The 16,348-nt window shown below is 61.4% G+C and carries 17 protein-coding genes; all 17 read right to left on the bottom strand.

Annotated elements, in window-relative coordinates:
• Positions 1 to 44: 44 nt before the first annotated feature.
• The 17 genes from lipA to tpiA all read right to left on the bottom strand — a co-directional run bounded on the left by lipA (position 45) and on the right by tpiA (position 16,299).
• Positions 45 to 1,022 (bottom strand): lipoyl synthase, encoded by a 978-nt coding sequence (gene lipA / locus GA0004734_RS10545; RefSeq protein ID WP_092933532.1) that lies wholly within the window; start codon positions 1,020 to 1,022, stop codon positions 45 to 47.
• Between the two features lie 216 nt (positions 1,023 to 1,238).
• Positions 1,239 to 2,684 carry a dihydrolipoyl dehydrogenase gene (gene lpdA, locus GA0004734_RS10540; RefSeq protein WP_092933530.1) on the bottom strand — a complete coding sequence of 482 codons (1,446 nt, stop codon included), beginning with the start codon at positions 2,682 to 2,684 and terminating at the stop codon, positions 1,239 to 1,241.
• Between the two features lie 106 nt (positions 2,685 to 2,790).
• Positions 2,791 to 3,438, bottom strand: coding sequence for an SGNH/GDSL hydrolase family protein (locus tag GA0004734_RS10535; protein WP_092933528.1), 648 nt, complete (start codon positions 3,436 to 3,438; stop codon positions 2,791 to 2,793).
• A 68-nt stretch (positions 3,439 to 3,506) separates the two neighbouring features.
• A complete protein-coding gene (locus tag GA0004734_RS10530; protein WP_092933526.1) occupies positions 3,507 to 3,761 on the bottom strand; it encodes a hypothetical protein in 255 nt (84 codons plus the stop codon).
• A gap of 133 nt (positions 3,762 to 3,894) precedes the next feature.
• Positions 3,895 to 5,253 carry a pyruvate dehydrogenase complex dihydrolipoamide acetyltransferase gene (locus tag GA0004734_RS10525; protein WP_092933524.1) on the bottom strand — a complete coding sequence of 453 codons (1,359 nt, stop codon included), beginning with the start codon at positions 5,251 to 5,253 and terminating at the stop codon, positions 3,895 to 3,897.
• Between the two features lie 13 nt (positions 5,254 to 5,266).
• A complete protein-coding gene (locus GA0004734_RS10520) occupies positions 5,267 to 6,688 on the bottom strand; it encodes a pyruvate dehydrogenase complex E1 component subunit beta (RefSeq protein WP_092933522.1) in 1,422 nt (473 codons plus the stop codon).
• Between the two features lie 21 nt (positions 6,689 to 6,709).
• Positions 6,710 to 7,759, bottom strand: a complete 1,050-nt coding sequence (pdhA, locus tag GA0004734_RS10515) for a pyruvate dehydrogenase (acetyl-transferring) E1 component subunit alpha (protein WP_092933520.1) — start codon at positions 7,757 to 7,759, stop codon at positions 6,710 to 6,712.
• A 149-nt stretch (positions 7,760 to 7,908) separates the two neighbouring features.
• The gene (locus tag GA0004734_RS10510; protein ID WP_092933518.1) at positions 7,909 to 8,217 is read right to left on the bottom strand and encodes an FtsB family cell division protein; all 309 of its coding nucleotides are present in this window, start codon (positions 8,215 to 8,217) and stop codon (positions 7,909 to 7,911) included.
• Positions 8,218 to 8,375: 158 nt separating this feature from the next.
• Positions 8,376 to 9,650 carry a phosphopyruvate hydratase gene (gene eno, locus GA0004734_RS10505; RefSeq protein WP_092933516.1) on the bottom strand — a complete coding sequence of 425 codons (1,275 nt, stop codon included), beginning with the start codon at positions 9,648 to 9,650 and terminating at the stop codon, positions 8,376 to 8,378.
• An 86-nt stretch (positions 9,651 to 9,736) separates the two neighbouring features.
• Entirely contained in the window at positions 9,737 to 10,576 is an 840-nt protein-coding gene (gene kdsA / locus GA0004734_RS10500; protein ID WP_092933514.1) for a 3-deoxy-8-phosphooctulonate synthase, read from the bottom strand.
• A gap of 2 nt (positions 10,577 to 10,578) precedes the next feature.
• Positions 10,579 to 11,484 carry a VOC family protein gene (locus GA0004734_RS10495; RefSeq protein WP_092933512.1) on the bottom strand — a complete coding sequence of 302 codons (906 nt, stop codon included), beginning with the start codon at positions 11,482 to 11,484 and terminating at the stop codon, positions 10,579 to 10,581.
• A 116-nt stretch (positions 11,485 to 11,600) separates the two neighbouring features.
• Complete coding sequence (locus tag GA0004734_RS10490) at positions 11,601 to 12,173, bottom strand: transglycosylase SLT domain-containing protein (protein ID WP_092933510.1); 573 nt, start codon at positions 12,171 to 12,173, stop codon at positions 11,601 to 11,603.
• An 85-nt stretch (positions 12,174 to 12,258) separates the two neighbouring features.
• Complete coding sequence (locus GA0004734_RS10485) at positions 12,259 to 12,576, bottom strand: type II toxin-antitoxin system RelE/ParE family toxin (protein WP_092933508.1); 318 nt, start codon at positions 12,574 to 12,576, stop codon at positions 12,259 to 12,261.
• Positions 12,573 to 12,848 (bottom strand): ribbon-helix-helix domain-containing protein, encoded by a 276-nt coding sequence (locus GA0004734_RS10480; RefSeq protein ID WP_092933506.1) that lies wholly within the window; start codon positions 12,846 to 12,848, stop codon positions 12,573 to 12,575. The genes GA0004734_RS10485 and GA0004734_RS10480 overlap by 4 nt, the downstream gene beginning before the upstream one ends.
• Positions 12,849 to 12,955: 107 nt before the next feature.
• Positions 12,956 to 14,584: a CTP synthase gene (locus GA0004734_RS10475; RefSeq protein ID WP_175386310.1), complete on the bottom strand. Its 1,629-nt coding sequence runs from the start codon at positions 14,582 to 14,584 to the stop codon at positions 12,956 to 12,958.
• 143 nt (positions 14,585 to 14,727) lie between these two features.
• Positions 14,728 to 15,330, bottom strand: a complete 603-nt coding sequence (gene secG / locus GA0004734_RS10470) for a preprotein translocase subunit SecG (RefSeq protein ID WP_092933502.1) — start codon at positions 15,328 to 15,330, stop codon at positions 14,728 to 14,730.
• A 198-nt stretch (positions 15,331 to 15,528) separates the two neighbouring features.
• A complete protein-coding gene (gene tpiA, locus GA0004734_RS10465; protein WP_092933500.1) occupies positions 15,529 to 16,299 on the bottom strand; it encodes a triose-phosphate isomerase in 771 nt (256 codons plus the stop codon).
• Positions 16,300 to 16,348: the final 49 nt, after the last annotated feature.

The raw sequence follows: 16,348 nt of genomic DNA, 5'->3' as shown, positions 1-16,348 counted from the left end.
CGAATGAAGGCTCGTGCCAAACGGCATCTCTGCCGACGCGACCTCTACTCCGCGGCGAGCAGGACCTTCTTTTCGCGTGCGGCCCGCAGGCGGGCGAAATCGTCGCCCGCATGGTGTGAGGAGCGCGTCAGCGGGCTTGAGGCCACCATGAGGAAGCCCTTGGTATAGGCGACGGTCTCGTAGGACTTGAACTCTTCGGGCGTGACGAAGGCCTCGACTTTGTGGTGCTTGCGGGTCGGCTGCAGGTACTGACCGATGGTCAGGAAATCGACATCAGCCGTGCGCAGGTCGTCCATCAATTGCAGGACTTCGTTTCGCTCTTCGCCAAGGCCGACCATGATGCCGGACTTGGTGAACATGGTGGGGTCCAGCTCTTTCACGCGCTGAAGCAGGCGGACGGAGTGGAAGTAACGGGCGCCGGGACGGACGGTCAGGTAATTGCCCGGCACGGTTTCCATGTTGTGATTGAAGACATCGGGCTTGGCCGCGACGACGCGCTCCAGCGCGCCGGGCTTCTTCAGGAAGTCCGGTGTCAGGATCTCGATGGTCGTTTCCGGTGAGGCCGCACGGATCGCCCAGATAACTTTCTCGAAGTGCTCGGCGCCACCATCCGGCAGGTCGTCGCGATCGACTGAGGTGATGACCACGTGCGACAGGCCCATCTGCCGCACCGCCAGTGCAACATTCTCGGGCTCCGCCATGTCGAGCGCATTCGGCTTGCCGGTCGCGACATTGCAAAAGGCACAGGCGCGGGTACAGATCTCGCCCATGATCATGAAGGTCGCGTGCTTCTTCTCCCAGCACTCGCCGATGTTCGGGCAGCCCGCTTCCTCACAGACCGTCACCAGCTTGTGCGAGCGCACGAGATCGCGCGTTTCGTGATAGCCCTTGGAGGTCGGGGCTTTCACGCGAATCCATTCCGGCTTGCGCAGCATCTCCGTGTCGGGCTTGTGGGCCTTTTCGGGATGGCGCACGCGCGGCGCTTCATTCGCGTTCTGGGTCCGGTCGAGAATGGTGACCATAGGTCCGATCTTTCTTCCCGCTTCCGCCCGTCCGTGGGGCCGGACAAGCCATCAGCTTCTCGTGCTCGTCTTCCCGTCCACAAGCTTCCCGCCTGCCCGCAAAGACGTTCGAGCCGGCGACACCGCCCGCTCCTGCTGTCTGCCGGTCCGCCAAAAGCGGACCGTTCATGCGTCCAACCTCAGATGCGACTGCGCGCATCCGACGTCAAGTCACGATCACGCGTTGAGGGCGCGACCATAGGCATCGAGCACACTTTCCTTCATCGTTTCCGAAATGGTCGGATGCGGGAAGATGGTGTGCATCAGGTCTTCCTCGGTCGTTTCGAGGTTCATGGCGACGACGAAGCCCTGAATGAGTTCGGTCACTTCGGCGCCAACCAGATGCGCGCCGATCAGTTCGCCCGTCTTCTTGTCGAAAATGGTCTTGACCATGCCTTGGTCTTCACCGAGAGCGATCGCCTTGCCGTTGGCGACGAAGGGGAAGCGGCCGACGCGGATCTCGCGGCCTTCCGCCTTCGCCCTAGCTTCGGTCAGACCGACGGAGGCGACCTGCGGGTTGCAGTAGGTGCAGCCCGGGATCTTCAGCTTGTCCATCGGGTGTACATTCGGCAGGCCCGCAATCTTCTCGATGCAGATGACCGCTTCATGCTCGGCCTTGTGCGCAAGCATCGGCGGACCGGCAACGTCGCCGATGGCGTAGAGGCCGGGTATGTTGGTCTTGCCGTAGCCGTCGATGACGATACAGCCGCGGTCGGTCTTCACGCCCAGCGCTTCCAGGCCGAGGTTCTCGATATTCCCGACGACGCCGACGGCCGAGATCATCCGATCGGCCGTGATCTTCTCGATCGTGCCATCCTTCTTCTCGACATGCGCGGTGATGCTGTCGGCGCCCTTCTCCACCTTGGAGACCTTGGCTTCGAGCAGGATCTTCATGCCCTGCTTGTCGAACTGCTTCTTGGCGAAGGCCGAGATCTCGGCATCCTCGACCGGCATGACCTGGCCGAGCACCTCGACCACCGTCACATCGACGCCCATGGTGCGATAGAAGGAGGCAAACTCGATACCGATGGCGCCGGAGCCCATGACCAGCAGCGACTTTGGCATCCGCTCGGGCTTCATCGCCTCGAAATAGGTCCAGATGAGATTGCCGTCCGGCTCGATGCCGGGCAGAGCGCGCGGACGGGCGCCGGTGGCGACGATGATATGCTTGGCGGTATAGGTACCCTCGCCCAGCGTGTTCTTCGGGATCGGACCCTGCGGCTGAACGATCGGCTTCGTGATCGGTCCGACGACGATTTCACCAGGCTTCGTCAGCTTGGCCTCACCCCAGATGATGTCGACCTTGTTCTTCTTGAACAGGAAGCCGACGCCGCCGTTCATGCGCTCGGCGATGCCGCGCGAGCGGGCGACGATAGCCTTGATATCCGGCGAGATCGTGCCTTCGAGCGTCAAGCCGTAGTTCTTGGCATGCTGAGCGCTGTGCAGCACATCGGCCGAACGCAACAGAGCCTTGGTAGGAATACAACCCCAGTTGGAGCAGATGCCGGCCAGATGTTCGCGCTCGACGACGGCCACCTTCAAGCCCAGCTGCGCTGCGCGGATCGCCGCGATGTAGCCGCCCGGACCGGAGCCGATGATGATGACGTCGTAGTTCTGAGCCATGCCTTGCGTTTCCTGTTTTCAAGGCGCGCCTTGGGCGCTGCCGTTCTATGTCTTCTACGACCGCATTGTCCCGCAGCGAAGCAAAGAGGCTTCGCCTGGCCATGCTTTAAAGGCCGAGCATCACACGGACGATCGGCTCAAGGCCGCGTCCGATCGCTCTTGTGTTTTCCGCATCGAGATGGATGCCGTCTATCGGCGTCGTCTTCGCCACCGATCCGGCATCGAAAAATCCGCAGCCCGTTTCATCGGCGAGGTCCGCATAAAGCGAGGCGAGCATGGCCGACTGTTCGCGTGCGCCGGCAAACATCGCCGCGAACGCTGCATTTGCTGTTTCGCAAGCCGCTGGAGGCGCGACGATCAAAATCTCCGGCGCCTCGGCCTTAAACGACCATGCGTGGTGCCGGACGAGTTCGATCAGCCGCTCGACACCCTGTACTGCGCCGAAGGCCGTGCCGTGTACGACAGGCTTCATGTCGTTTGTGCCGAGCAGGATGATCACGAGATCGATCGGATCATGACTGTGCAGCACGGTCGGCAGGATGCGCGCGCCATTCCGGTCTGCATCCGCCAGATGATCGTCGTAGGCGGTCGTCCGACCATTCAAACCTTCAGCGATGACATGAACGCCCTCGCCCAGCGCATTGCCGAGCACCGTTGGCCAGCGATCCGCAAGCGCATGCCGCCCGGGTGCTGCCGCATCGTAACCCCAAGTGAGGCTGTCGCCGTAGCAGAGAACTGTTCTGGTGTTACTCATCGTCCGTCATTCCTGCACCGCCAGATGGCCTGTCGAGCCTGAGCGGCAGATATGCCCGCCGCGGCTCCCTATTGGCCGTTTGTCAGTTTCTCGACCTTGCGTTCCAGCTCGAAAATCCGCTCCTCGAAATCACCGGTCACGAATTTCGACATCATCGTATCGGCGGTCAGAGCCTGCCGAATGGTTTTCTGGCCACTCTCAAGCTTGTCCAGATGTTTCTCCACATTCTCCAGACGCTCATGCACCTGACCGAATTGTTCGCGAATCTCCCCACGCATCTCATGCAGCAGAGGTATGATCATGCTTTCCGGTTCATTCGCCATCGACGATCTCCTTCACACCCATCCATTGTACCAGCATGCTCTGATATGGCGAGGCCATAGCCAAATGTCACGGGGATGCACGACGAAACAGGTGAGAAGGTCCTCCCCCTGAAGGGAGGACCAGACGCATGGATTACACCAACATGCCCATCGGGTTCTCGATGTAGCGTTTGAAAGCCCCCAGCAGTTCGGCGCCCAGCGCACCGTCCACCGCGCGGTGGTCGGTGGAAAGGGTGACGGTCATGACGGTCGCAACCTTCATCTCGCCCTTCTTCACGACGACACGCTCCTCGCCTGCACCGATTGCAAGGATCGTCGCATGCGGCGGGTTGACGACGGCGGCGAAGTTCTTGACGCCCATCATACCCATGTTGGAGACCGCCGTGGTGCCGCCCTGATATTCCTCGGGCTTCAGCTTGCGACCCTTGGCGCGGGCGCCGAGGTCCTTCATCTCGTTGGAGATGGCCGACAGGCTCTTCAACTCGGCGGAACGGACGATCGGCGTGATGAGACCGCCGGGGATCGACACGGCCACGCCGACATCGGCATGCTTGTGCTTGACCATACTGGTCTCGGTCCACGAAACGTTCGCATCCGGCACGTCGCGAAGGGCGAGCGCCAGCGCCTTGATGACCATGTCGTTCACGGACAGCTTGTAGGCCGGCTTGCCGTCCCTTTCAGGAGCAGCGGCGTTCAGCTGCGCGCGCAGCGACAGCAGGGCATCCAGTTCGCAATCCACGGAAACGTAGAAATGCGGAATGGTCTGCTTGGACTCTTGCAGGCGCTTGGCAATCGTCTTGCGCATGCCGTCATGCGGCACGAGATCGTAGGAGCCCTCGGCGAAGTTCTTCAGAACCTGCTCGTCGGACATGCCCTTCGGTGCTGCGGTCGTGGCCGGAGCAGTCGCCGTTGCCGGTGCTGCGGATGGCGCGGACGCCGCCTTGCCAGTGCCGCCGGCGACCGCCTTTTCGACGTCGCTCTTGATCACGCGGCCCTTCGGCCCCGTGCCGGTGACGGCGGAGAGGTCGAGGCCGGCTTCCTTGGCGAGGCGTCGGGCAAGCGGAGACGAGAAGACGCGGTTGTCGCCATCCGTTTTCGCAGCAGCCGGAGCCTGTGCCTGCGTTGCGGATGCCGTCTTCCCGGCGGCAGGCGCTTGCGCCGTTGCCGGCTCGGAATCGGCCTTTGCAGGCTGGGGCTCGGCCTTCGGCGCGGAGGCGCCGCCACCCGAAGCCGCAGCGCCGACATCTTCGCCATCAACGGCGAGAATGGCGATCAGAGCGTTGACCTTGACGCCTTCGGTACCGGCGGGAACGACGAGCTTGGCGACGACGCCTTCATCGACGGCCTCGACTTCCATCGTTGCCTTGTCGGTCTCGATTTCAGCAATGACGTCGCCGGACTTGACGGTGTCGCCTTCTTTCACGAGCCATTTTGCAAGGTTGCCTTCCTCCATTGTCGGAGACAGCGCGGGCATGGTGATGTTGATCGGCATGATCCCGCTTCCCTTACTTGTAGCAGACGGTCTTCACCGCCTCGATGACTTCACCGACATTCGGCAGAGCCAGCTTTTCGAGGTTCGCCGCATAAGGCATCGGAACGTCCTTGCCGGCGATCGTCAGGATCGGCGCGTCGAGATAATCGAACGCCTGCTGCATGACGCGGGTCGCGATCTCGGTGCCGACGGAGGACTGCGGATAGCCTTCCTCTACGGTGACTAGACGGCCGGTCTTCTTGACCGATTCGATGATCGTCGGCAGATCCATCGGGCGGATCGTGCGCAGGTCGATCAGTTCGACATCGATGCCGTCCTTCTCAAGTTCGGCAATCGCCTTCAGCGAGTAGGTCATGCCGATGCCGAACGACACGATGGTGACGTCCTTGCCGGTCTTGTGGATGCGCGCCTTGCCGATCGGCAGAACGAAATCATCCATCTTCGGCACGTCGAAGGACTGACCATAGAGGATCTCGTTTTCGAGGAAGATGATCGGGTTCGGATCGCGGATCGCGGCCTTCAGAAGACCCTTGGCATCGGCAGCGGAGTACGGCGCGATGACCTTGAGGCCCGGGATGTGGCTGTACCAGGCTGCGTAATCCTGGCTGTGCTGAGCGCCGACGCGAGCAGCGGCACCGTTCGGGCCGCGGAAGACGATCGGGGCACCCATCTGGCCGCCCGACATGTACAGCGTCTTGGCGGCCGAGTTGATGATCTGGTCGATCGCCTGCATGGCGAAGTTGAACGTCATGAACTCGACGATCGGCTTGAGGCCGGCCATGGCCGCACCGACGCCGACGCCGGCAAAGCCGTGCTCGGTGATCGGGGTATCGACCACGCGACGCGCGCCGAATTCCTGAAGAAGCCCCTGCGTGATCTTGTAGGCGCCCTGATATTCGGCAACCTCTTCACCCATGATGAAGACGTCGCCGTCGCGGCGCATTTCCTCGGCCATGGCGTCGCGCAGCGCTTCGCGCACCGTCGTGGAGACCATTTCCGTGCCGGCCGGGACGTCCGGGTCCGCGGCGACATCGACCTTCGGTGCTGCCGGAACCTTGCTGTCGGCTTTCGACGTCGGCTCGTCGCTCGATTCGCGAGCCTTGCCGCCGGCATCGTTTCCGGTTGCGGTCGGCGTGTCGGCATCGGCCTTCGGCGCAGCAGGCTTGGCGTCCGCAGCCGAATCAGCGCTTTCGCCTTCCTGCAACAGGACGGCAATGGCCGTGTTGACCTTGACGTTTTCAGTGCCGGCTTCGATCAGGATCTTGCCGATCGTGCCTTCATCGACGGCTTCCACTTCCATGGTCGCCTTGTCAGTTTCGATTTCAGCGATCACGTCGCCGGAAGCGACGGTATCGCCTTCCTTCTTCAACCATTTGGAGAGCGTGCCTTCTTCCATGGTCGGGGAAAGGGCGGGCATCAGAATTTCAATAGGCATGGATCAATCCCTCGTCCCGGATCACAGAAGAATATCGGTGTAGAGCTCGGTTACATCCGGCTCCGGATCGTTCTGGGCGAAATCGGCACTGTCGGCCACGATGTCGCGGACGTCTTTATCGATCGCCTTCAGCTCGTCCTCGGTGGCCCAGCCCTTCTCCAGCAGGCGAGCCTTCACCTGCTCGATCGGGTCGTGCTCGGACCGCATCTTCTGAACTTCGTCCTTGGAGCGATACTTCGCCGGGTCGGACATGGAGTGGCCGCGGTAGCGGTACGTCTGCATTTCGAGAATGACCGGACCCTTGCCTTCGCGGCAATGGGCAACGGCTTCCTCACCGGCCGCCAGGACCGCACGAACGTCCATGCCGTCGACCTGATAGCCGGGAATACCGATGGCGGCGCCGCGCTGAGAGAAATCGACGCCGGCGGATGCGCGGGCGACCGAAGTGCCCATGGCGTAACGGTTGTTCTCGATGATGTAGATGCAGGGCAGCTTCCAGAGGGCCGCCATGTTGAAGCTCTCGTAAACCTGGCCCTGGTTGGCTGCGCCGTCGCCGAAATAGGCGAGCGAGACGTTATCATTGCCGCGATAGCTGTTGGCGAAGGCCAGACCGGTGCCGAGCGACACCTGCGCGCCGACGATGCCGTGGCCGCCGTAGAAGTTCTTTTCCTTCGAGAACATGTGCATGGAGCCGCCCTTGCCCCTGGAGTAGCCGCCCTGGCGCCCCGTAAGCTCGGCCATCACGCCGCGCGCGCTCATGCCCGTTGCGAGCATGTGGCCGTGATCGCGGTAACCGGTGATGACCTGATCACCCTGCTTCAGCGCCATCTGCATGCCGACGACGACAGCTTCCTGGCCGATATAGAGATGACAGAAGCCGCCGATGAAGCCCATGCCGTAAAGCTGGCCGGCCTTTTCCTCGAAACGGCGGATGAGGAGCATTTCGCGATAGGCCTTCAGGTCCTGTTCGCGGTCGAATTCTACGATCGTGCCGTTGGCGAAATCCTTGCCTGCGGACTTGCCGGCTGACTTGCCGCGGCTGGATACGGACGCGTTCTGACGCGGAGCCATGCGATCCTCCCTTTGGTTTGCGTTTTGCGGCTACCATAGGGAAAGACTGTGACAACAGCAATGCTATATTTGCATGGCTTATATTCGGCACAAGCAGCTGAAAAAACTGTACAAATCCTGATTAACGTCTTTTCGGTTAACACGCAACCTCAGTGGAAGATGACGATCTCGTCAGCGCGGGACATATTCAGCCCGAAACGCGCTTTTTCGTCCAGCATATCCCGCTCCATCGAGCCGTCGCTGAGCAAAGCAACTTCCTTTTCAAGGATTTGACGCTTCTCCGTCAGCTCTTTCAATGTCGCCTGTCGCTCCACGCGCTGACGGTCGAAGACCTCCGTTGCCCGCAGCCCGAAGTCGCCGTGAATCGAATGGTAAGAGAAATAGGAAAGGAAGGCGACTGTGATGAGCGGCATGGCAAACCGCCCGAGTTTCCGCTTCCGATGATGCTTGGTCCACATACGCTGACGCCCTGCTACGCTACTGGCCATCAAGCTAACAGGCATGTGTTAATCGAGCGTTGACCATAACGAACATTGGAACGTTCCCCGGCCGAAACGGAAAAAGCCCGGGCATCCTTGCGGAAGCCCGGGCTTGCAAAAGAACGGCGTGTGAAGGATCAGCCGCGCAGGATGGAGCGACCCATATACTGCGCCTGGGGGCCGAGCTGTTCTTCGATGCGGATCAGCTGGTTGTACTTCGCGGTCCGGTCGGAACGGGCCAGCGAGCCGGTCTTGATCTGGCCGCAGTTGGTAGCAACGGCAAGGTCCGAGATTGTCGAGTCTTCCGTTTCGCCGGAGCGATGCGACATGACGGCGGAGTAGCGGGCCTTGTGCGCGGTTTCCACGGCGTCGAGCGTTTCGGACAGCGAGCCGATCTGGTTGACCTTGACGAGGATCGAGTTGGCGACACCCATTTTGATGCCATCGCGGAGGCGCTTTGAGTTGGTGACGAAGAGATCGTCGCCCACGAGCTGGACGTTGGAGCCGATCTTGTCGGTCAGGTATTTCCAGCCGTTCCAGTCGTCTTCGCCCATGCCGTCCTCGATCGAGAAGATTGGGTACTTGGCAGCGAGTTCCGCGAGGTAGTCGGCCATGGCTTCCGGCTCAAGCACGCGGCCTTCGCCTTCGAGGTGGTACTTGCCGTCCTTGAAGAACTCGGTCGAGGCGCAATCGAGCGCGATGTACATGTCTTCGCCGGGCTTGTAGCCGGCCTTTTCGATCGAGCTCATAATGAAGTCGAGCGCTGCCGGTGCCGATGCGAGACCGGGGGCAAAGCCGCCTTCATCGCCGACATTCGTGTTATGGCCGTCGGCCGAGAGCTGCTTCTTCAGCGTATGGAAAACTTCCGAGCCCATGCGCACGGCGTCGCGGATCGAGTCTGCGCCGACGGGAACGATCATGAACTCCTGGAAGTCGATCGGATTGTCGGCATGCGCGCCGCCGTTGATGATGTTCATCATCGGTACCGGCAGGTAATGCGCGTTCGGGCCGCCGATATAGCGGTAGAGCGGCAGGCCGGCCGACTCGGCAGCAGCCTTGGCAACGGCGAGGGAAACACCGAGAATGGCGTTGGCACCGAGGCGCGACTTGTTCTCGGTGCCGTCGAGCTCGATCATGACCTGATCGATCTGGATCTGGTTCTCGGCATCAAGTCCACCTATGGCTTCATAGATTTCGCCGTTGACGAATTCGACGGCGCGCTCGACGCCCTTGCCGAGGTAGCGCGAACCGCCATCGCGAAGTTCCACCGCCTCATGCGCACCCGTGGACGCGCCGGAGGGAACGGCAGCACGGCCGAAGCTTCCGTCTTCGAGATGCACGTCGACTTCGACCGTCGGATTGCCGCGGCTGTCCAGAATTTCTCGGCCGATGATGTCGATGATGGTTGTCATGGTCTCTTCCCTGTCCTTGGGTTTTGGGCGGATGGCCTGTCTTAATCGACGGCTATGAAATTACAATGGCAGCGTCGATCGGCTGTTTAGCGCTTCGCGATAGAATCGAAGGCGAGCAGCGTTTCGAGAAGACGCGGCATGGCGTCGATATTGACCATGTTCGGCCCATCCGATGGCGCATTGTCGGGATCCTCATGGGTTTCGATGAAGACACCGGCGACGCCGACCGCAACGGCAGCCCGCGCCAGTGTCTCCACAAACTCGCGCTGACCGCCTGAGGATGTACCCTGCCCGCCCGGCTGCTGCACGGAATGCGTCGCATCGAATACCACGGGCGCACCGAGCCCTGCCATGATCGGCAGCGAGCGCATGTCGGAAACGAGCGTATTATAGCCGAAGGAGGCGCCGCGTTCGCAGAGAAGAACGTTCGGATTTCCGCTCTCGGTGAATTTCGAGAGCACGTTCTTCATGTCCCAAGGCGCAAGGAACTGGCCCTTCTTCACGTTGATCGTGCGACCAGTCTTTGCGGCGGCAACCAGCAGGTCCGTCTGGCGGCAGAGAAAGGCCGGGATCTGGAGAATATCGACCGTCGGCGCGACGAGCGCGCAATGCTCTTCGGTATGGATGTCGGTGAGAACGGGAAAGCCGTATTCCGCCTTCAGATCGGCGAAGATCTCCATTGCCTTTTCGAGCCCGATTCCGCGCTTGCCGGACAGCGACGTCCGGTTGGCCTTGTCGAAGGACGACTTGTAAACGAGGCCGAGGCCGAGCTTGTCGCAGAGTTCGACCATGCGGCCGGCGATCATGAAGGCGTGGTCGCGGCTCTCCATCTGGCAGGGGCCGGCGATAAGCGACAGCTTCGAGCCTTGCGAAAAGGTCACTGCGCGAGCGCCCTCGCCGACGATGACGGATTCATTGGTTTTCATGGTCATTCTCCAAATACGAAGATGGCGCCCTGTCCGGGTGCCGGAGGCACGATCAGGCGGCCGTCCCGTTTGACATGGTCGATGCGGTTGCCGGCCAGCAGGGTTTCGGCGGCAGCGACATCGCCGACGGTGAAGACGATGGCGCGGGCTTGCAGCCCCCGCTCCTCCAGAGGCGCATCGACACCGAGGAAACCGCGCATTCCCGCCTCGTTCAGAACGGAGATGTGGGCATTGGCGGCCTGAATGTCCATGCCGAACGAATGCGCCTCCGTTTCGCGTTCATCGACGACCTGTTGAAGAAAATACTGGAAGTCGGTCGGGTTAGGCTCCGACAGGATCACCTGCCGGATGCCGGTCACGCCATTTGCGTGCGTTTCGAGCGCCGTGCGGTCGGACGGCAGTGGCAGGACGCGCTGGCAGGTGAAGCAGAACAGATCCGGCGCGCGCAGGTCGCTCGCAAAGGCCAGACGAAACTTTCCGATCGCCTCCTCTCCGTCCGGCCGTTTCATCGGCCGGGCGAATTCGAGCATGTCGCCGCCGGACAGACCATGGTCCTGAAACCGGGCATGATCAGCGACAGCATCGTCTGTGGAAAAGACGAGCGCGGAGAAACCATCCTGGCCACGGCGAAAGCGATAGGCGAGGTCTCGCGCGACGAAGGCATTGCCCTGAATGGCCGCGGCTTCGCAGTCTTCCCGCTGCGCAATGGCAAGCGGTTCCAGATAGGTCTTGTCGGCTAGGAAGACGCAGGCATTCTCGGTACCGAACGGGTGCAGCGCGTCTCCGGCGACGGTGAAACCAAGACCGGACAAGCGCTCGCGTGCGGTGGCAAGCGCACCGACTGGAAGGACGAGATGATCGAGACGGCGGCGGACATGGCCTGCGATTGCCGGTCGGTCGTCTCTCATCGTCCGCTTCTCCTCGTCACGCCGGCAGGAACCCAACGTTCACCGGTGCTTGGCATCTTCGGGCCGACAATTCAAGGCTGGAGTTGGTGCGGCAGGACTGACCTGATGCTTCGAGCCTAATTGCAGTTTCGCAACTGGCTGGCATAGGAGGAGGCAAGCGCTGCCGAACGTCGCGCCGTTGCCTGCAGGCCGGCATTGCCGCGCCAGGAGCCGCGTGCATATCCTGCGTCACCCGAATAATAGGCGAGGTAGAGATTGTAGGCATCGTTCAGGCCGATGCCGTTCTTGCGGTGATTGCGGGCGTGATACCAACCCACGAAGTGGATGGCATCGGAGAAGTTGGAGCGCTTGGCCATCCAGCGTCCCGTCGAGGCGCGGTACTCGTTCCATGTGCCATCGAGCGCCTGCGAATAGCCATATGCGCTGGAGACCCGCTTCCACGGGATAAAGCCCAGGAGCTTCGTGCGCGGCGGCTTGGCATGCGGGCGAAAATTTGACTCGGTCTGGATCGTTGCCATCAGGATGGGCACGGGTACGCCATACTGCTTCTCGGCGTGCCGTGCGGCTCGTTGCCAATTGTTGAACAATCCGTCGCGCTGCTCGAAGATCGCGCAGGCGTTCCGGGTGTTCTTGGGCGCCGTTGCACAACCGGCAAGCGCCATCAGGGCGACGAAAATCAATACACGCATCGCTCTCGATCCAAGGTTCGAAAGAGATGAATGACAGGTAAATGTTAAAAGAAGGTTTTGATCTAATCGGATAGGACGCCAGCAGTCAGCTATCCGGCTGGTCATCGTCTTGCTGGGAAGCAAAACTGCGACCTCTGTATAGGATCCGCAAAATCATGACGTCTTCACCCAATACGGAAAAAGCCACCGTTGCGCTTTTTTCAAAACCGACCGTTCTGAGGTAAATGCCGTATCGGCGCCGAGCGGTGCCACGCTTCGGAAACGTTTCGAAACCAAAACAAAACCGCTCAAGGCGATCAATATATGCAAAGGCGATGCGCTCACCGGCTGCTATCAAGATATGGTCAAGAAGGTCTTCAAGATCGCGTCGCGCATCGTCACTGAAGCGAACGCGATACGTCATACTTTTAGGCGGGCTGCCGTTTCATGTACATGCCGACGGAAGCCATCGAAGGCTTCTTCGAGAGATACGGACTTTTCGGGATTGGCCTTCACCTCATGAGCGGTCGGAACAACGTCATCTCTCAGCCAGCAATCGAGCGCTTCATCCTCTGCGGCAAGCGTTAGCAGACCGTCTCGGACGACGTCGCTCTCGTTCAGGTACTCTCCGGATGCGACCTTTGCTTCGACCAGTGCGACGATGTCGTCTGGAAGATTGACCGTCATAGAGCCCATAAGCACACCTCTCCTTAAGCCCTGAATGAACCCAAGCTAAGATATCTCGCCATCGTGCGCAATGATCGTCGGCCTGCCGGAAAAACGACAGGCCGACGCATCAATGTTCATACCAGCCGCGTCTGCTCCACCGCCGCTTCGATGAAGCTTGCGAAGAGCGGATGGGGATCGAGCGGACGGGACTTCAGTTCCGGATGGTACTGGACACCGATGAACCAAGGGTGATCCGCATATTCGATCGTTTCCGGCAGCACGCCATCCGGCGACATGCCTGAGAAGACGAGACCGCAGTTTTCAAGCCGGTCTTTGTAGTCGATGTTCACTTCGTAGCGGTGGCGATGACGCTCGGAGATATCGGCGGAGCCGTAGATATCCGCGATCTTCGTGCCCTTCTTCAGCGAAGCCTTGTAGGCCCCGAGGCGCATGGTGCCGCCGAGGTCGCCGGAGGCCGTGCGCTTCTGAAGCTCGTTGCCCTTGATCCACTCCGTCATCAGGCCGACCACAGGCTCGGCCGTGGGACCGAACTCCGTCGAAGAGGCCGTCTCGATACCGGCAAGGTTCCGCGCCGCTTCGACGACGGCCATCTGCATGCCGAAGCAGATGCCGAAATACGGCACCTTACGTTCGCGGGCGAAACGGGCTGCCAGGATCTTGCCTTCAGAACCGCGCTCGCCGAAACCGCCGGGCACGAGAATGCCGTTGACCTTTTCGAGGTAGGGCGCCGGATCTTCCTTCTCGAAGACCTCCGACTCGATCCATTCGAGCTTGACCTTCACCCGGTTGGCGATGCCGCCGTGGTAGAGGGCTTCGATCAGCGATTTATAGGCATCCTTGAGACCGGTATATTTACCGACGATAGCAATCGTAACCTCGCCCTCCGGCGTGCGAATCCGGTCGTAGACATCTTCCCAGCTATCGAGGCGCGGCTTCGGCGCGGGCTCGATGCCGAAGGCGGCGAGCACTTCCGAATCGAGGCCTTCTTTGTGATAGGCGATCGGCACGTCGTAGATGCTGGCCACGTCGAGCGCCTGGATGACGGCGGACGGACGGACGTTGCAGAACAGCGAGAGCTTGCGGCGCTCGGCTTCGGGAATCTCGCGGTCGGCGCGCACGAGCAGGATGTCCGGATGGATGCCCAGCGCCTGCAATTCCTTGACGGAATGCTGCGTCGGCTTGGTCTTTAGCTCGCCGGCTGCTGAAATATAGGGCATCAGCGTCAGGTGGACGTAGATAGCGGCGCCGCGCGGCAGGTCGTTCTTCAGCTGGCGGATCGCCTCCATGAACGGCATGGCCTCGATGTCGCCGACCGTGCCGCCGATCTCGCAGATGACGAAGTCGTATTCCTCATTGCCCTCGGTGACGAAATTCTTGATCTCGTTCGTCACGTGCGGGATCACCTGCACGGTCGCGCCGAGGTAGTCGCCGCGGCGTTCCTTGTCGATGATGTTCTTGTAGATACGACCGGTGGTGATGTTGTCGGTCTTGGTGGCCGAGCGGCCGGTGAAGCGCTCGTAATGGCCAAGATCGAGGTCGGTCTCAGCGCCGTCGTCGGTGACGAACACCTCGCCGTGCTGCGTCGGGCTCATGGTACCCGGATCGACGTTCAGATAGGGGTCGAGTTTGCGAAGCCGCACCCGATAACCACGGGCCTGCAGCAACGCGCCGAGAGCGGCTGCGGCAATCCCTTTTCCAAGGGACGAAACCACGCCGCCGGTGATGAATACATATCGCGCCATGGGCTTGACCGGATACCTTTTCGAGATCGATTCCGCCATCGAAAAATGCCGCACTCCCCAGATTTCGAGGCGCTGGCATCGATGACGCACAAAAGAAAACCGGCGGAAACAGGTTCCGCCGGTCGGATTTGGCTGCGCTCGGCTTACTGCGCGGTCGGTGCGCCCGTACCCGTTGCCGCAGGCGGCGTGGCAGGTGTCGCTGCGGGTGCAGCCGGTGCCGGTGCGGCAGGAGCCGCCGGCGCCGTCGTGCTGGACGGAGCGGAGGGCGTCGTTGCAGCAGGTGCAGTCGTCGTGGGCGCCGGCGTTGCCGGGGCTGTAGCCGCCGGTGCCGGGGCTGCAGGCGTCGTGCTGGCGGGTGCCGTGCTGGCGGGTGCATCGCCGCCGGTCGGAACGCCATTGCTCGGGACGACCGGTGCAGGGGCTGCCGGTGCCGAAGGCGTCGTCTGGCCACCGCCGAGCGAATCAAGGACACCGTTGCCATTGTTGGTCGTTCCGGGAATACGGTCGAGGACGTCGGTCGCGTTCGGCTGATAACGAGCGTAGATGCTCATGGCCAGAGCAAGGACGAAGAAGAGCGTTGCCAGGATTGCCGTCGTGCGCGTCAGCGCATTGGCCGTGCCACGGGCAGACATGAAGCCCGAACCGCCGCCGACGCCGAGACCGCCGCCTTCCGAGCGCTGGATCAGGACGACGCCGATCAGCGCCAGCACGACCATGAGATAGATGACAAGCAATACTTCCTGCATTTCGTCCAGTCCTGGCTTGAAGCGCGCCGGACCCGGCGATGTCGCCGTTCGTCACCCGCGCTTGACGTCTCTTTTGCCGCAAATCTTCACGAAAAGCCGGGCACGGAACGGCCGCGTGTTCCCGGCCGCGTCCTCGCAGCGAATTTCGGTTTCGTGGGCTCAATATACCAAGCAGCCCGCTATTCCAAGCCCCGATGATCAGCCAAGCAACTGCTCGTACGCACCATAGATGGCGAGGAAGTCCTGCGCCTTCAAGCTCGCGCCGCCGATCAGCGCGCCGTCGACATTTGCGATACCCATCAGCTCGACGGCATTGCCGGGCTTGACCGAGCCGCCGTAGAGGATGCGCATCGCCGCGCCTTCGTCGCCGAACCGGGCCTTGAGCTCGCTACGCATGAAGGCATGAGCCTCCTCGATGTCGGTCACGGTCGGTGTCAGGCCGGTCCCAATCGCCCAGACGGGCTCGTAGGCGATGACGGTATTGTCAGCCGTGATGCCATCCGGCAGCGAGCCGTCGAGCTGGCGCTTGAGGACATCCAACGTCTGGCCTGCCTTGCGCTCATCACCGGTTTCACCGATGCAGACGATGGCGGTAAGGCCGGCTGCCAGAACGGCTTGCGTCTTCGCGAGCACAATTGCATCCGTCTCGGCATGATCGGTGCGGCGCTCGGAATGGCCGACGATGACGTAGGTGCCGAAGCAGTCGGCGATCATTTCGGCAGAGATATCGCCCGTATGCACGCCGGACACGGCGACGTGGCAATCCTGCGCGCCGATGGCGAGCGGGCTATCCGTGCAAAGCGCCGTGGCAACGTAGAGCAGTGTTGCCGGCGGGCAGATGAGCGCCTCGACCTTTTCGGACAGCGGGCCTGTGACCCCCTCGGCCATCGCCTTGATCTGGTCGAGAGAGGCGCGCAGCCCGTTCATCTTCCAGTTCCCCGCAACAAGCGGACGCACATCAGGTGTCATTCGGCTTCTCTCCCGTTTTCCGACGATGGATCGGCCGTAGCAAATCCGC

The organism is Rhizobium sp. 9140, assembly GCF_900067135.1.
Taxonomy (GTDB): domain Bacteria; phylum Pseudomonadota; class Alphaproteobacteria; order Rhizobiales; family Rhizobiaceae; genus Ferranicluibacter.
Note: the sequence above shows the minus strand (reverse complement) of the source record. Positions and strands in the feature narration are given on the sequence as shown.

Coding starts and splice junctions, on each gene's coding strand:
- GA0004734_RS10475 (WP_175386310.1), bottom strand. CDS start 14,584: ATGGCGCGATATGTATTCATCACCGGCGGCGTGGTTTCGTCCCTTGGA.
- GA0004734_RS10485 (WP_092933508.1), bottom strand. CDS start 12,576: ATGACGTATCGCGTTCGCTTCAGTGACGATGCGCGACGCGATCTTGAA.
- lipA (WP_092933532.1), bottom strand. CDS start 1,022: ATGGTCACCATTCTCGACCGGACCCAGAACGCGAATGAAGCGCCGCGC.
- GA0004734_RS10520 (WP_092933522.1), bottom strand. CDS start 6,688: ATGCCTATTGAAATTCTGATGCCCGCCCTTTCCCCGACCATGGAAGAA.
- GA0004734_RS10490 (WP_092933510.1), bottom strand. CDS start 12,173: ATGCGTGTATTGATTTTCGTCGCCCTGATGGCGCTTGCCGGTTGTGCA.
- lpdA (WP_092933530.1), bottom strand. CDS start 2,684: ATGGCTCAGAACTACGACGTCATCATCATCGGCTCCGGTCCGGGCGGC.
- GA0004734_RS10535 (WP_092933528.1), bottom strand. CDS start 3,438: ATGAGTAACACCAGAACAGTTCTCTGCTACGGCGACAGCCTCACTTGG.
- GA0004734_RS10530 (WP_092933526.1), bottom strand. CDS start 3,761: ATGGCGAATGAACCGGAAAGCATGATCATACCTCTGCTGCATGAGATG.
- GA0004734_RS10510 (WP_092933518.1), bottom strand. CDS start 8,217: ATGTGGACCAAGCATCATCGGAAGCGGAAACTCGGGCGGTTTGCCATG.
- secG (WP_092933502.1), bottom strand. CDS start 15,330: ATGCAGGAAGTATTGCTTGTCATCTATCTCATGGTCGTGCTGGCGCTG.
- pdhA (WP_092933520.1), bottom strand. CDS start 7,759: ATGGCTCCGCGTCAGAACGCGTCCGTATCCAGCCGCGGCAAGTCAGCC.
- kdsA (WP_092933514.1), bottom strand. CDS start 10,576: ATGAAAACCAATGAATCCGTCATCGTCGGCGAGGGCGCTCGCGCAGTG.
- GA0004734_RS10525 (WP_092933524.1), bottom strand. CDS start 5,253: ATGCCGATCAACATCACCATGCCCGCGCTGTCTCCGACAATGGAGGAA.
- GA0004734_RS10480 (WP_092933506.1), bottom strand. CDS start 12,848: ATGGGCTCTATGACGGTCAATCTTCCAGACGACATCGTCGCACTGGTC.
- eno (WP_092933516.1), bottom strand. CDS start 9,650: ATGACAACCATCATCGACATCATCGGCCGAGAAATTCTGGACAGCCGC.
- tpiA (WP_092933500.1), bottom strand. CDS start 16,299: ATGACACCTGATGTGCGTCCGCTTGTTGCGGGGAACTGGAAGATGAAC.
- GA0004734_RS10495 (WP_092933512.1), bottom strand. CDS start 11,484: ATGAGAGACGACCGACCGGCAATCGCAGGCCATGTCCGCCGCCGTCTC.